Source organism: Agromyces binzhouensis (assembly GCF_042672355.1).
In the GTDB taxonomy this organism is placed as follows: Bacteria; Actinomycetota; Actinomycetes; order Actinomycetales; family Microbacteriaceae; genus Agromyces; species Agromyces binzhouensis.
In genome coordinates, this window is the sequence record NZ_JBHXVJ010000006.1 from 181,405 (window position 1) to 195,734 (window position 14,330).

Here is a 14,330-nt window from a genome sequence, read left to right on the forward strand (position 1 = left end):
CGGCGTGTCCGGATCCGCGTCGCCATCGGGTCGGCGGATGAGCCGGATCATGCCTCAAGCCTCCCGAGCGCGATGCGCCCGCCACAGCCGACGGCCACCCCGAACCGCACGGGGGTTCACCCCCGTCGGAACGGGGGCGGACCGGAGTCGCGATCGCGGCCGCTCGCGCCTCAGAGCGCGTCGTGCGTGACGCGTCCGCCGAGCAGCGTGAGCGCCACCGGCATCCCCCTCAGTTCGTCGACGGATGCCGCGAGCGGATCGTGCTCGACGACGGCGAGGTCGGCGACCCTGCCCCGGCGCACCTCCGCGCCGGTCCCGTCGGTGGACGCGGCGAGGGCGACGCGCGCGTCGATCGCCTGCTCCGGATGCCACGGCTCGCGCCCCCCGCGGGACCGGCCGACCGCCGCGGCGATGGCGATCCAGGGGTCGAGCGGCGCGACGGGCGCATCGGAGCCGAGCGCGAGGTCGACTCCGGCGGCGGCGAGGTCGCGGAGCATGAACGCGCGATCCGTGCGGCCCGCCCAGTAGAGGTCTGCGACGTCGCGGTCGTCCATGGCGTGCTCGGGCTGGACGCTCGCGACGACCCCGAGCGCGGCGAACCGGGCGAGGTCGTCGCGGCGCAGCAACTGCGCGTGCTCGATCGACGCGCGACCGCGCCATCCGCCCGGACGGACCGCCTCGAGCGCGTCGAGCGCGCGTTCGTTCGCGCGATCGCCGATCGCGTGGACGGCCGGAGCGAGTCCGATCCGGTCGGCGTGCCGGAGGTGCGGGACGAGCTCGTCGTAGGGCACGTTCACGAGGCCGTGCGGGTGCTCGTCGGCCGCCAGGCCGGCGTACGGGTCGACGCACCACGCGGTCCTGGTGTTGAGGGAGCCGTCGGTGATCACCTTGTACGGTCCGACGCGGACGAGCCCGCCCGTGCCCTCGACCTCGTCGCCCGTGCGGAGGCCCGCTGACTGGGCGCGGTCGAGGTCGCGCGTGTAGACGCCGAACCGGACGCGAAGCGCGTCGGCCCCGCCCGCCGCCCGCCGCGCCCAATCGTCGCGGTTCCACCGCATCTCGAGGTCGACGACGCCGACCACGCCTCGGGCCGCGGCCGCGCGCGAGGCCTCGTCGACCCAGGCGTCGAGCACGTCGTCGGCGAGGTCGTCGAGCTCGCGGACGAGGCGGAAGCAGTCGTCCTCGCGCAGCACGCCGGTCTCCCCCGCCGCCTCCGCGAGACCGTGGCGCCTCGCCGCGGCGCGGTTGACCCAGCAGGAGTGCAGGTCCGCGGACACGAGCACGACCGGCACGTCGCCCGAGACCGCGTCGAGCAGGTCGATGGCGGGCACGTCGGGCCAGAGGCCGTCACGGTAGCCGAAGCCGACGACCTCGTCGGCTCCGCCGGTGACGGATGCCGCGACGAGCGCCGCGGCCTCGGCGGCCGATCCGACCCCGCCGAGGTCGAGCCGGCGCGACACCATCGCCCATTGGGAGAGGTGGACGTGGCGGTCCCAGAGGCCCGGGACGACCCAGCGGCCGGCGAGTTCGAGACGTCGCGCGGCAGGCGAGGGCTCGACGCTGCCCGCCGGCACGACGGCGCGGACCACGCCGCGGTCGAGGTGCACGTCGACCGGGCGCGCCTCGCCGGGCAGGCGCGCCCCGGCGAGGACGAGCGCGTCGGGAGCCGGGGGTCGCGCCGCGGCATCCGCGCGGCTCATGCCGGCTCCCCTGGGGCGGGCGCAGGCGACGCGTCGGAGCCGCGCGCGGCGCGCGCCGCGCGGAGCGCGTCGTGCGTCCGGCGCATCTCCGCGGCGAGCGCGGGGCTCGCGTACGGCCCGTCGCCATCGAGCTCGGCGATGATCCGGTCGACCGTCTCGTCGGGGCGGTTCTGGCTCATCTTGTTCTTCGCGACGAACCGCGTGATCGGGATGCGGAGGCCGACCGTGCCGGCGGCGATGCGCTCGGCGTAGGCAGCGTTCGCGGGCGTCGAGCGCATGCCGCGGGGTTCCGGCATCCGCCCCTCGAAGTGGTCGACGAGGGCGTCGAGGACCCGCAGGTTCTCGTCGGGCTCGAGCAGCTCGGGCGTGCCGTGCAGGTGCGCGGTCACGAAGTTCCACGTCGGCACGGCGGGGTTCGCGTCGTACCAGCCGGGCGAGACGTAGCCGTGCGGCCCCTGGATGATCACGAGCACCTCGTGCCGGCCGAGCTCGTGGACGACGTCGTCGGGCCGCCCGACGTGGGTGAGCAGGGCGATGCCGTCGGCCGTCTCGTCGAGGAGCACCGGGTAGTGCGAGGCGACGAGCCCCGAGGCATCCGTCATCGACACGATCGTCGCCCACGGATGCTCGCGCACGAGGCGCTTCACGCCCTCCTCGCTCGCGAGGGTGAAGCTGGGGTTCTGTCTCATGGGGTTCGCGCTCCTAGGCCTGGCAGTTCGGGCACCAGTAGAGCTTCCTGGCGCCCATCTCCTCGAGGGCGATGTTCGTCCCGCAGACGCGGCACGGCAGGCCCTCGCGCTTGTACACCCAGTGACGATCGTCGCGGTTCGCCATGGCGGCGCGCCAGGCCTCGCCCTCGAGGCCGTCCATCGTCATCATCTGGCCGGTCTCGACGCCGACGCGGAGCAGCCGCGCCCAGTCGTGCCAGAGCTCGCGCACCGTCTCCTCCGGCACCAGCCGGCCCGGGGTGTGCGGGTTCAGCCGGGCGCGGAAGAGCAGCTCGGCGCGGTAGACGTTGCCGATGCCGGAGACGACGTTCTGGTCCATGAGGAGGAGCCCGATGGGCGTGGGCTTCCGGCGGACGACGCTCGTGAAGCGATCCTCCGCCTCGGCGCCGTCGTCGAGCAGCGGGTCGGGGCCGAGCCTGCCGACCACCTGCTCGACCTGCGCCGGATCGAGCACCTCGCAGGCCGTCGGGCCACGGAGGTCGGCGACGACCGTGTCGGTGAGCAGGCGCACGCGGACCTGCCCGACCGGTTCCGGCGGGAAGGCCTCGAGCGCGGCCCCCTCCTTCTCCGACTCCGACATCCGCAGCCGCGTGCGGCGCGGCGCGCCGATCGAGGTGACCGAGTTCTCGCCGGCGCCGTCGAACACGACCGCGTCGGGGTTCGGGCCGTCGAGGAAGGTGCCCCGCTGGTTCGTCTGGCCCATGCGTCCGTTCGACGACGCGATGGTGGCGTCCATCAGGATGTCGCCCGCGAAGTCCCACGCGCCGTACATGCCGAGGTGCACCCGCAGCCAGCGGTCGCCCTCGAACCCGAGGAACATCTGCTTGCCGACGGCGCGCGCGTCGACCATGCGCCGGCCGTCGAGGTCTGCGGCGCCCTCGGCGAATCGGCCCTGCGGGCTGGAGGCGTGCACGACGTGGCCGACGAAGTTGCGCTCGAACTGGCGCGTGATGCGGTGGACGGAGTGGCCCTCGGGCACCGGCTACTCCGCGGGCGCGTCGACGACGCGGCCGGTCGAGCCGTCGACGTCGACGCCCTTGCCGGCGATGTCGCCCGTGGTCTCGTACTCCGCGAGCTGGCCGATGCGCCGCACGTGGCGCTCGTCGCCCGAGAACGGCTCCGCGATGAAGGCGTCGATGTAGCGGATCGCCTCCTCGACCGTGTGCTGTCGCGCGCCGATCGAGATGACGTTCGCGTCGTTGTGCTGGCGCGCGAGGATCGCGGTGTCCATGCTCCAGACGAGGGCGGCGCGGATGCCGGCGACCTTGTTCGCCGCGATCTGCTCGCCGTTGCCGGATCCGCCGAACACCACGCCGAGCGTCCTCACGCCGGCGGCCTGGTCACGGGCGACGGCGAGCGCGGCGTTGATGCAGAAGGCGGGGTAGTCGTCGAGCGCGTCGTACTCGACGGGCCCGTGGTCGACGACCTCGTGACCGCCATTGACGAGGTGCGCCTGGAGCGTCCGGCTGAACTCGAGGCCGGCGTGGTCGGTCGCGATGTGGATGCGCATGGGCCAAGTCTAGGGAGCCGGGCACACCTCCCGCCGTCAGGTGGGCGGGACTAGGCTGATCGGGTTGTCCCGCGCCACGAACGCCGGGGTGACGCATCCGTTCGACGCAGATGGAGACCCGAGTGCCTGGAGAGAACCTCACCCGCATCGAGGCCGAGGAGCGCGCCGCGCTCGTCACGGTGCACGACTACGACGTCCGGCTGGACGTCACGACCGGGCCGGAGGTGTTCCGCTCGGAGACCACGGTGCGCTTCGCCGCCCGGAAGGGTGCGTCGACGTTCATCGACGCGATCACCGCGGCCGTGCACTCGGTCACGCTGAACGGCCGCGAGCTCGATCCGGCGGAGGTGAGCGACGGCGTCCGCATCCAGCTGCCCGGTCTCGAGGACGAGAACGAGCTGACCGTCGTCGCCGACGGCCGCTACATGCACACCGGCGAGGGCCTCCACCGGTTCGTCGACCCGGTCGACGACGAGGTCTACCTCTACACCCAGTTCGAGGTGCCCGACTCGCGCCGAGTGTACGCGGTGTTCGAGCAGCCCGACCTGAAGGCGGCGTTCCGCTTCACCGTGACCGCGCCGGCGCACTGGCAGGTCGTGTCGAACTCGCCGACGCCCGAACCGGCCGACGCCCACGAGGGCGCCCGGACGTGGGCGTTCGAGCCGACGCCGCGCATCTCCAGCTACATCACGGCGCTCGTCGCCGGCCCCTACGACGTCGTGCGCGACGAACTCACGAGCGCCGACGGCCGCGTGATCCCGCTCGGCGTGTTCGCGCGCAAGAGCCTGTCGGAGTACCTCGACGCCGACTACGTCTTCGAGAAGACCAAGCAGGGCTTCGAGTACTTCGAGGCGAAGTTCGGCGTGCCGTACCCGTTCGCCAAGTACGACCAGCTGTTCGTGCCCGAGTACAACGCCGGCGCGATGGAGAACGCGGGCGCGGTCACCTTCACCGAGGTGTACGTCTTCCGTTCGAAGGTCACGGATGCCATCCGCGAGCGCCGGGTCGTGACGATCCTGCACGAGCTCGCGCACATGTGGTTCGGCGACCTCGTCACCATGAAGTGGTGGAACGACCTCTGGTTGAACGAGTCGTTCGCCGAGTGGGCGTCGACGATCGCGACCGCCGAGGCCACGGAGTGGGAGGGCGCCTGGACGACCTTCAACGCCATGGAGAAGAGCTGGGCGTACCGCCAGGACCAGCTTCCCTCCACGCATCCGATCGTCGCCGAGATCCGCGACCTCGAGGACGTGCTCGTGAACTTCGACGGCATCACCTACGCCAAGGGCGGGTCGGTGCTGAAGCAGCTGGTCGCCTGGGTGGGCGTCGACGAGTTCTTCGCCGGCGTCTCCGCGTACTTCCGGAAGCACGCCTGGGGCAACACGACGCTCGCCGACCTCCTCGCCGAGCTCGAGGTCGCGAGCGGTCGCGACCTGTCCGACTGGGGGAAGCTCTGGCTCGAGACCGCCGGCGTGAACACGCTGCGGCCCGAGATCGAGACCGACCACGACGGCCGGATCACCTCGTTCGCCGTGCTCCAGTCCGCGATCGAGGCGTACCCGACCCTCCGCCCGCACCGACTCGCGATCGGCTTCTACAACCTCACCGGCGGCAAGCTCGTCCGCGAGCACCGCGTCGAGCTCGACGTCGACGGCGAGCGCACCGAGGTCGCGGAGCTCGTCGGCCTCGTGCGTCCCGACCTCGTGCTGCTGAACGACGACGACCTGGCGTACGCGAAGATCCGCCTCGACGCCGCATCGCACGGCGTGGCCCTGGCGAACCTGTCGGAGATCGAGGACCCGCTGGCGCGGGCGCTCGTGTGGAGCTCGGTGTGGGATGCCACGCGCGACGCGGAAACCCGCGCGAGCGACTACCTCGCGCTCGTGCTCGGCAACATCGCGAGCGAGACCGAGTCGACGACGCTGCGCATCGTGCTGGCGAACTCGATCCTCGCCGCGAGCGCGTACGTCGAGCCGGGCCGCCGCCACGACGCGCTGCGCCTCCTGTCCGACGGCTTCTGGGAGCTCGCGAACGAGGCCGAGGCCGGCAGCGACGCCCAGTTCCAGTTCGTGAAGTCGTTCGCCGCGATCGCCGAGCACGGCTCGAACCTCGGCGCGCTCGAGGACCTCTACGCCGGGACGGTCTCGCTCGACGGCCTCGCCGTCGACACCGACCTCGGCTGGGAGCTGCTCATCGCGCTCGCCGCAGCCGGTCGCGCGGGTGACGCGGAGATCGACGCCCGCCTCGCCGAGGACGACACCGTCACCGGCCGCGAGGCCGCGTCGAAGGCGCGTGCGGCGATCCCGACGGCCGAGGCGAAGGAGCGCGCGTGGTCGTCGCTCGTCGACAGCGACACGGCGACGAACTCGATCGTCCGCGACACCGCGATCGGCTTCGTGCGATCGGCCGACCTCTCCCTCCTCGCCGGGTTCGTCGACCGGTACTTCGCCATGATCGGTCGTGTCTGGACGGAGCGCAGCTACGCGATCGCCGAGAAGCTCGTCGACGGGCTCTACCCGTCGACGCTGGCCGACCGCGCCCTGGCCGACGCGTCGCGCGGATGGCTCGAGGCGAACCCCGAGGCGCCCGCCGCGCTGCGGCGCCTCGTGGTCGAGAACCTCGCCGGCGTGGACCGCGCGCTCGCGGCGCAGTCGCGCGACGCCCGGGAGGGCTGATGTCGGGGCGCCCGGACCTGACGCGGGCGGAGGCCGAGGAGCGCGCGTCGCTCCTCGCCTCGCCCGCCTACGAGGTCACGCTCGACCTGACGGGCGACGGCGGCCGGTTCCGGTCCGACACGCTCGTGCGCTTCGCCGCGACGCCGGGTGCGTCGACGTTCATCGAGGCGACGACCGCCGAGCTGCACGAGGTGATCCTGAACGGCCGGCCGCTCGATGCGGCATCCGTCTCGGACGGCTACCGGATCCGGCTGGACGACCTCGAGGCCGAGAACGAGCTGCTCGTCGTGTCGACGCGCGAGTACACGAACACCGGTGAGGGGCTGCACCGCTTCGTCGATCCCGTCGACGGCGAGGCGTACCTCTACACCGAGTTCGCCGTCGCGGAGGCGAACCGCGTGTACGCCGTGTTCGACCAGCCCGACCTCAAGGCGTCCGTCCGCTTCACGATCACCGCTCCCGGCCACTGGAGCGTCCTGAGCAACGCGCCGTCGCCCGAGCCGCACCCCGCGGCATCCGGCACCGCGGTGTGGGCGTTCGAGACCGGCCCGGTCATCTCGAGCTACATCGTCGCGATCATCGCCGGCCCGTACGCGTCGTGGCGATCGTCGGCCACGAGCCGCGACGGGCGCGAGGTGCCGCTCGGCCTGTTCACGCGCGCGTCGCTCGCGCAGTACGCCGAGCCCGACGTCATGTTCGAGCTGGTGCAGGGCGGGCTGGCGTTCTACGAGGACGCGTTCGGCGTGCCCTACCCCTATGGCAAGTACGACCAGGTCTTCGTGCCGGAGTACAACTGGGGCGCGATGGAGAACGTCGGCGCGGTGACCTTCAACGAGGGCTACCTGTTCCGCTCGCGCGTGTCCGACGCCCGCCGCGAGCAGCGCGCGATCGTCGTGCTGCACGAGCTCAGCCACATGTGGTTCGGCAACTCGGTGACGATGCGCTGGTGGAACGACCTCTGGCTCAACGAGTCGTTCGCGACCTGGGCGTCGACGCTCGCGACGTCGCGGATCTCCGAGTTCACCGACGTGTGGGCGACGTTCGCGAGCGACGAGAAGTCGCACGCCGCCGAGCAGGACCAGCTGCCCTCGACGCACCCGATCGTCGCCGAGATCGGCGACCTCGGCGACGTCGAGGTGAACTTCGACGCGATCACGTACGACAAGGGCGCGTCCGTGCTCAAGCAGCTCGTCGCGTGGGTCGGGCTGGAGGCGTTCCAGCGCGGCGTGGGCGCCTACCTGGCGCGTCACTCGGGCGGCAACGCGACCCTCGCCGACCTCCTCGTCGAACTCGAGGGTGCCAGCGGCCGCGATCTCGCGGACTGGTCGGCGAAGTGGCTCGAGACCGCGGGCGTGAACACGCTGCGGCTCCGGGTCGAGACGGATGCCGCGGGCGTGATCACCGCGGCGCGGGTCGAGCAGTCTGCTGCGGACTCGCACCCGACGCTCCGCCCGCACCGCATCGCGATCGGGTCGTACGACGACGTCGACGGCCGCCTCGAGCGGGTGCACCGCGTCGAGCTCGACGTCGACGGCGGGTCGACCGACGTGCCCGAACTCGTCGGTCGGCCGCGCCCCGCGCTGCTGCTCGTGAACGACGACGACCTGACCTATGCGAAGGTGCGCCTCGGCGAGCGGTCGTTCGCGGTCGCGCGCGACCGGTTGTCGGACCTCGTCGATCCGGTCGCCCGTGCGGTCGTCCTCGGATCGGCGTGGGACGGCGTCCGCGACGCGGAGATCCCAGCGGCCGACTTCGTGCGCCTCGTCGTGGCGAACGTCGGGCACGAGACGCAGTCGGCCGCGCGCGGGCTCGCGCTCTCCCGGCTGGAGCTCGCGGTGTCCCGGTACCTCGCCGACCACCATCGCGACGTGCTCGCCGAGGAGGCCGCGGACGCGGTGTGGGCGCTCGCCGAGCTCGCCCCGGCGGGCTCCGACGCGCAACTGCAGTTCGTCAAGGCGTTCACGCGACTCGCCTGCGTGCCCGCGCACGCCGACGTCCTGGAGTCGCTGGCCACCGGCGAGACGAGCCTGGCGGGCCTTGAGGTCGACCTCGACCTGCGGTGGGAGATCACGATCGCCCGGGCGGTGCTCGGAGCGGCCTCCGACGACGAGGTCGACGCGGCGCTCGCCGCGGACGACACTGCGAAGGGGCGCCAGCTCGCCGAGACCGCGCGTGCCTCGCGACCCGACCAGGGGGCGAAGGATGCGGCGTGGCGCCGCGTCGCGACCGACACGACCCTGTCGAACGACCTCGCCCGTGCGATCGCCGACGGCTGGCAGCGGACGACGGATGCCGCGCTCCTCGCCGGCACCGTGGACGACTACCTCGGCATGCTCGACCGCGTGTGGACCGAGCGGAGCTTCACGATGGCCTCGGTCATCGTGCGCAGGCTGTTCCCGGCACCCGTCGTCGATGCCGAGCTCGCCTCGCGCGTCCGCGCGTGGCTGGCCGCGCACACCGAACCCGCGCCGCTGCACCGACTCGTCGCGGAACAGCTGAGCGAGCTCGAGCGCGCGCTCGCGGCGCGCGAGTGCGACGCCGCGACCGCAGGCTGAGCGCAGGCGCACCGTTCCGACCCGCGGCCCGCGGCCGCCCCGTCAGGGGCCGTCGGCGGGCCGCGGGTCGTCGCCGGGCGTGCAGCATGCACCCCGGTCCGGCTCAGTAGGATTCGAGCATCATGCGCGCGTTCGAAGAGACCGACTCCGAGCAGGTCGACATCTGGGTCCAGGTCGACGGGTTCTGGCAGACGTGGTACGGCCAGGTCCTGTCGAACCTGATCGCGATCGCCGTCGTCGTCGCGGTCGCGCTGCTCGTGCGCTGGCTGCTGCACATCGTGATCCGCCGCACCGTGAACCAGATCGTCACGGGCGTCAAGCGCAAGCAGGAGGTCACCGACACGCAGGCGCTCAACGCCGCCTCCCCCCTCGCTGCGGTGCGCGTGGTCCAGCGGACCCGGACGCTCGGCTCCGTGCTCACGAACATCGTCAACGTCACGATCGCCGTCATCGTCGTCCTCCTGGTCGTCATGATCCTCGCGCCCGACATCCTCGGGTCCTTCACGCTCCTCTCGGCGGCGATCGGCGCGGGGCTCGGCTTCGGCGCGCAGAACATCGTGAAGGATGCCCTGAACGGCATGTTCATGGTCGTCGAGGACCAGTTCGGCGTGGGCGACATCGTCGACCTCGGCCACGCGTCGGGCATCGTCGAGGAGGTCCGCATCCGCGTGACCTCGATTCGCGACGTCAACGGCACGCTCTGGTTCGTGCGCAACGGCGAGATCAACCGCGTCGGCAACATGTCGCAGGGGTGGGCTCGAGTGATCATCGACCTCGCCGTGCCGTACACGGCCGACGTCGACGAGGTCGAGGCGGCGATGCTCGGCACCGCCGACGAGATGGCGCGTTCGGGCAAGTGGCGCTCGCGCGTGCTCGAGAAGCCGGAGATCTGGGGCCTCGAATCGGTCTCGTCCGAGGCGATGATCATCCGCATCGTCATGAAGGTCCGGACCTCGTCGAAGGACGACGTCGCCCGCGAGCTCCGGGTCCGACTCAAGCGCACGCTCGACGAGATGGGCCTGACCCTGCCGAGCCTCACGAGCGTCGTGCTGTCGGGCTTCGACGGCGTCACCCGCGTGAAGGGGGCGAAGCCGCCGAAGACCGAGCCCAGCCCCGTCATGGAACGCCAGATGGAACGCCAGGCGCCGAGCAAGCGCCTGCTCCGCGCCATGCGCGCCGCCAAGACCGTCACCGGCACGGGCAGCGTCCCGACCGTCACCGACACCGACCCCAGCCCGGAGGACACCCCGTGAGCCTGCCCGACAACCTCCCCGCGCCGAGCTTCTACGACGAGGTCGGCGGACACGAGACCTTCGCGAGGCTCGTCCACGAGTTCTACCGGGGCGTCGCGGACGACCCCGTCCTGAAGCCCATGTACCCGGAGGAGGACCTCGGCCCCGCCGAGGAGCGGCTGCTGATGTTCCTCGAGCAGTACTGGGGCGGACCGACCACGTACGGAGAGCAGCGCGGGCACCCGCGCCTGCGGCTCAGGCACCAGCCGTTCAAGGTGAACCCCGACGCGCGCGACCGCTGGCTCGCCCACATGCGCGCGGCCGTCGACACGCTCGACCTCCCGCCCATCGCGGAGGCCACCCTGTGGGACTATCTCCAGCGGGCGGCGTTCGCCATGGTGAACACGTTCGAGGAGTAGCCGGGGCGTCACTCAAGCCCACGGCGCAGCCCGACGCATCCGCTCCCCCGGAGCATCCGCCGCACCGCCCGAGACGAAGGAGTCCCCGTGGCCGACCCGACCACTCCGCCCACCGCGCCCGACGCTCGTACCGAGGTCGACGCCGTCATCATCGGCGGCGGCCTGTCGGGCCTCGTCGCGGCGTCCGAGCTCGTCGACGCGGGCAAGCACGTCGTGATCGTCGACCAGGAGCCTGAGGCGAGCCTCGGCGGCCAGGCGTGGTGGTCCTTCGGCGGGCTGTTCCTGGTCGACTCGCCGGAGCAGCGACGGCTCGGCGTGCGCGACTCGCTCGAGCTCGCACGCCAGGACTGGCTCGGCACCGCCGCCTTCGACCGCGACGAGGACGAGTGGGGCCGCCGATGGGCCGAGTCCTACCTCGAGTTCGCGGCCGGCGAGAAGCGGTCCTGGCTCCGGGGGAAGGGCCTGAAGTTCTTCCCCGTCGTCGGCTGGGCCGAACGGGGCGCCGGCATGGCGGTCGGGCACGGGAACTCGGTGCCCCGGTTCCACATCACCTGGGGCACCGGGCCCGGTGTGCTCGAGCCGTTCATCGCACGCGTTCGCGCGGGCGAGGCGGCAGGCCTCGTGTCGCTGCGGTTCCGTCACCGGGTGGACGAGCTCATCGTCGAGGACGGCGCGGTCGTCGGCGTCAGGGGTGCGCGGCTCGCGCCCGACGAGGTCGACCGCGGCGTGGGATCCAACCGCGACGTCGTCGGCGAATTCGAGCTCCGGGCACCGGCCGTGGTCGTCGCCTCCGGGGGCATCGGCGGCAACCACGACCTGGTCCGCGCGGCGTGGCCGGATCGACTCGGCACACCCCCGTCCGAGATGCTCTCGGGGGTCCCGGCGCACGTCGACGGCCGCATGCTCGGCATCGCCGAGGCATCCGGTGCCCGTCTCGTGAACGGCGACCGCATGTGGCACTACACCGAGGGCATCACCAACTGGGACCCGGTCTGGGCCCGCCACGGCATCCGGATCCTCCCCGGCCCCTCGTCGATGTGGTTCGACGCGACCGGCGCACGCCTGCCCGCACCACTCTTCCCCGGCTTCGACACGCTCGGCACGCTCGAGCACCTCGCGCACACCGGCCACGGCCACTCGTGGTTCGTGCTCACCCAGCGCATCATCGAGAAGGAGTTCGCGCTCTCCGGCAGCGAGCAGAACCCCGACCTGACGAACCGGGACCTCCGCCTGCTGGCCGACCGCCTCGGCTCGGGGGCGCCCGGCCCGGTCGAGGCGTTCAAGCAGCACGGCGTCGACTTCGTGGTCGCCGACACCCTCCCGGAACTCCTCGACGGGATGCGTCGCCTCGACCCCGGCGACGTCCTCGACACCGACAACGTCGAGCGCGAGATCGTCGCGCGCGACCGCGAAGTGGAGCACGAGTTCTCCAAGGACCTCCAGCTGACCGCCGTGCGCGGCGCCCGCAATTACCGCGGCGACAGGCTCATCCGCGTGGCGCCGCCGCACCGCATCCTCGATCCCAAGGCCGGCCCGCTCATCGCCGTGAAGCTGCACGTCCTGACGCGCAAGAGCCTCGGCGGGATCCAGACCGACCTCGACTCGCGCGCGCTCGGCGCCGACGGCGCGCCCGTTCCCGGTCTCTTCGCGGTCGGCGAGGCCGCGGGCTTCGGCGGCGGCGGCGTGCACGGCTATCGGGCGCTCGAGGGGACGTTCCTCGGCGGGTGCCTGTTCACGGGGCGCGCGGCGGGGCGCGCGATCGCCGCGAGCTGAGCCGCGGCCCGGACTGCGGCCCGGCGGCCGCCGCAGGGCGTCGGCGACCCGTGCGCCACGACGACGGACGGCGAGGCTACGCCTTGAGCGTCCAGGCCTTCCGCCTGACGAGCACGTGACCTCGGCGCGAGCTCAGCCGCGTCCACGGTCCGGTCTCGAACAGCGAGGTCGGGTCGTCGCCGAGGAAGCCGAGGGTGAACGCCGCGAACGCCGCACCCGTGGGGACGTACTCGAGCCCGTCGATGCCCCGGCCCCACACCTCGGAGCGCACGCGCTGCACGAGCTGCTCGCCGGTCCCCTCGGGGATCGTGGCCGCGACCTCGTCGATGCCCTCGCGGGCCGCGCGCTCGAGCGTCGCGGCATCCGTCTCGCCGAGCGGTCGCCAGCCGCCCCGCGGGGGCGAGATGCCCGCCCAGGTGACGGTGTTGACCTCGGGCGGCCGGGTCATGGTGACCGGACGCGACTCGTCGTCCTCGCCGATCTCGCCTCGCGCCCGGACGATCCGATCGACCACGGAGCGCATCGGCACGACCACGTCGAAGTCGTCCGTCTCGAAGAGCTGGAAGGTCCGGAGTCCGAGCACGGTGGGACTCTCGTCGAGGATGCCGCGCGGGTACAGGATCGCGGTGTACACGGCCAGGATGCCGTTCGCCGCGACGAGGCGCACCGAACCGTCCTCGACGCGCGACGCGCGTTGCAGGTAGGTGTGCAGATCGCCGAGCGACAGGCTGTCGGCAAGCGTGAATTGCTGGACCATGGCCTGTCTAGACTACCGAGAGAGCGCCGCGGCCCCGCCCGTCGCGCGCCCGCCGATCCGCGGAGCGACGGTCGAACGATCCAGACGGAGGAACGATGAGCAGTTCGATCGAGGGGCTGTTGAGCACCCTGCGACTCACGGACACCGGAGCACGGACCGACGAGGACATCTTCACGGGGCCGTCGCAGTGGATGCCGCGCGGCCGCGTCTTCGGCGGCCAGGTGCTGGCCCAGTCGATCATCGCCGCGAGCAACACGGTGCCCGACGACCGCCCCATCCACTCGATGCACGGGTACTTCCTCCGGCCCGGCGACGTGGAGCACCCGATCACGTTCTCCGTGGACCGCATCCACGACGGCCGGTCGTTCTCGACGCGGCGCACGCAGGCGTTCCAGCACGGCCAGCCGATCCTGTCGCTCATCGCATCGTTCCAGACCCGCGACGAGGGCTTCGAGCACCAGATCGGGATGCCCCACGACCTCCCCGACCCCGAGACGCTGCCGTCGACCGCCGACGTGCTCGGAAAGCTCGACCACGATGTCGCGCGGTACTGGTCGAGCGAACGGGCCTTCGACGTGCGGCACATCCCGTCGCCGGTCTACCTGACCGTCGAGGGCGAGCGGATGCCGCACCAGGTGGTCTGGATGAAGGCGTTCGGCCGCCTGCCCGACGACGTCCGCCAGCACCGCGCCGCGCTCGCCTACGCCAGCGACTACTCGATCCTCGAGCCGGTGCTCCGAGCGCACGGCATCGCGTGGGCCACCCCCGGCCTGAAGGTCGCGAGCCTCGACCACGCCATGTGGTGGCACCGTGACGCCCGCGTCGACGAGTGGCTGCTGTTCACGATGGACTCGCCGTCGGCGAGCGGCGGGCGTGGTCTCTCGCTCGGCCGGATCTACACCCGCGACGGCACGCTCGTCGCGAGCGTGGCACAGGAGGGCATGGTCCGCGTGCCCGATCCGGCCGCGCTCGCCTGATCGG

General features: G+C 72.2%; 11 protein-coding genes. 6 read left to right on the forward strand and 5 right to left on the reverse strand.

Features of this window, described 5'->3' with window-relative positions:
• Positions 1–170: 170 nt before the first annotated feature.
• Genes ACFVHK_RS12085 through ACFVHK_RS12100 form a run of 4 tightly spaced genes read right to left on the reverse strand, consistent with a single transcriptional unit; the run spans position 171 to position 3,938 of the window.
• Positions 171–1,700 (reverse strand): amidohydrolase, encoded by a 1,530-nt coding sequence (locus tag ACFVHK_RS12085; protein ID WP_376929007.1) that lies wholly within the window; start codon positions 1,698–1,700, stop codon positions 171–173.
• Positions 1,697–2,389: an FMN-binding negative transcriptional regulator gene (locus ACFVHK_RS12090; protein ID WP_376929008.1), complete on the reverse strand. Its 693-nt coding sequence runs from the start codon at positions 2,387–2,389 to the stop codon at positions 1,697–1,699. Before ACFVHK_RS12090 ends, ACFVHK_RS12085 begins: the two co-directional genes overlap by 4 nt.
• Positions 2,390–2,402: 13 nt before the next feature.
• The gene (locus ACFVHK_RS12095) at positions 2,403–3,407 is read right to left on the reverse strand and encodes an Fpg/Nei family DNA glycosylase (protein WP_129235121.1); all 1,005 of its coding nucleotides are present in this window, start codon (positions 3,405–3,407) and stop codon (positions 2,403–2,405) included.
• A 3-nt stretch (positions 3,408–3,410) separates the two neighbouring features.
• Positions 3,411–3,938, reverse strand: a complete 528-nt coding sequence (locus tag ACFVHK_RS12100; RefSeq protein ID WP_129235119.1) for a ribose-5-phosphate isomerase — start codon at positions 3,936–3,938, stop codon at positions 3,411–3,413.
• A 122-nt stretch (positions 3,939–4,060) separates the two neighbouring features.
• Here ACFVHK_RS12100 and pepN (ACFVHK_RS12105) point away from each other — a divergent pair, with 122 nt between their 5' ends.
• The 5 genes from pepN (ACFVHK_RS12105) (at position 4,061) to ACFVHK_RS12125 (ending at position 12,592) form a co-directional block, all read left to right on the forward strand.
• Positions 4,061–6,613 carry an aminopeptidase N gene (gene pepN, locus ACFVHK_RS12105; protein ID WP_376929009.1) on the forward strand — a complete coding sequence of 851 codons (2,553 nt, stop codon included), beginning with the start codon at positions 4,061–4,063 and terminating at the stop codon, positions 6,611–6,613.
• Positions 6,613–9,168, forward strand: a complete 2,556-nt coding sequence (gene pepN, locus ACFVHK_RS12110; protein WP_376929010.1) for an aminopeptidase N — start codon at positions 6,613–6,615, stop codon at positions 9,166–9,168. Before pepN (ACFVHK_RS12105) ends, pepN (ACFVHK_RS12110) begins: the two co-directional genes overlap by 1 nt.
• 122 nt (positions 9,169–9,290) lie before the next feature.
• Positions 9,291–10,421 (forward strand): mechanosensitive ion channel family protein, encoded by a 1,131-nt coding sequence (locus ACFVHK_RS12115; RefSeq protein WP_376929011.1) that lies wholly within the window; start codon positions 9,291–9,293, stop codon positions 10,419–10,421.
• Positions 10,418–10,819 carry a globin gene (locus ACFVHK_RS12120; protein WP_376929012.1) on the forward strand — a complete coding sequence of 134 codons (402 nt, stop codon included), beginning with the start codon at positions 10,418–10,420 and terminating at the stop codon, positions 10,817–10,819. Before ACFVHK_RS12115 ends, ACFVHK_RS12120 begins: the two co-directional genes overlap by 4 nt.
• Positions 10,820–10,906: 87 nt before the next feature.
• The gene (locus tag ACFVHK_RS12125; protein WP_376929013.1) at positions 10,907–12,592 is read left to right on the forward strand and encodes an FAD-binding dehydrogenase; all 1,686 of its coding nucleotides are present in this window, start codon (positions 10,907–10,909) and stop codon (positions 12,590–12,592) included.
• 76 nt (positions 12,593–12,668) lie between these two features.
• Here the strand turns inward: ACFVHK_RS12125 and ACFVHK_RS12130 are convergent, their stop codons facing one another.
• Positions 12,669–13,349 carry a hypothetical protein gene (locus ACFVHK_RS12130; RefSeq protein WP_376929014.1) on the reverse strand — a complete coding sequence of 227 codons (681 nt, stop codon included), beginning with the start codon at positions 13,347–13,349 and terminating at the stop codon, positions 12,669–12,671.
• A 95-nt stretch (positions 13,350–13,444) separates the two neighbouring features.
• On the opposite strand from ACFVHK_RS12130, the gene ACFVHK_RS12135 reads away from it, so the two are divergent.
• On the forward strand, positions 13,445–14,326 hold the full coding sequence (locus tag ACFVHK_RS12135) for an acyl-CoA thioesterase (protein WP_376929015.1): 882 nt from the start codon (positions 13,445–13,447) through the stop codon (positions 14,324–14,326).
• Positions 14,327–14,330: the final 4 nt, after the last annotated feature.

What these genes read in the sequence shown, in the direction of transcription:
- ACFVHK_RS12085 (WP_376929007.1), bottom strand. Translation starts at nt 1,700, where the DNA reads ATGAGCCGCGCGGATGCCGCGGCGCGACCCCCGGCTCCCGACGCGCTC.
- ACFVHK_RS12090 (WP_376929008.1), bottom strand. Translation starts at nt 2,389, where the DNA reads ATGAGACAGAACCCCAGCTTCACCCTCGCGAGCGAGGAGGGCGTGAAG.
- ACFVHK_RS12100 (WP_129235119.1), bottom strand. Translation starts at nt 3,938, where the DNA reads ATGCGCATCCACATCGCGACCGACCACGCCGGCCTCGAGTTCAGCCGG.
- pepN (WP_376929010.1), top strand. Translation starts at nt 6,613, where the DNA reads ATGTCGGGGCGCCCGGACCTGACGCGGGCGGAGGCCGAGGAGCGCGCG.
- ACFVHK_RS12115 (WP_376929011.1), top strand. Translation starts at nt 9,291, where the DNA reads ATGCGCGCGTTCGAAGAGACCGACTCCGAGCAGGTCGACATCTGGGTC.
- ACFVHK_RS12130 (WP_376929014.1), bottom strand. Translation starts at nt 13,349, where the DNA reads ATGGTCCAGCAATTCACGCTTGCCGACAGCCTGTCGCTCGGCGATCTG.
- ACFVHK_RS12135 (WP_376929015.1), top strand. Translation starts at nt 13,445, where the DNA reads ATGAGCAGTTCGATCGAGGGGCTGTTGAGCACCCTGCGACTCACGGAC.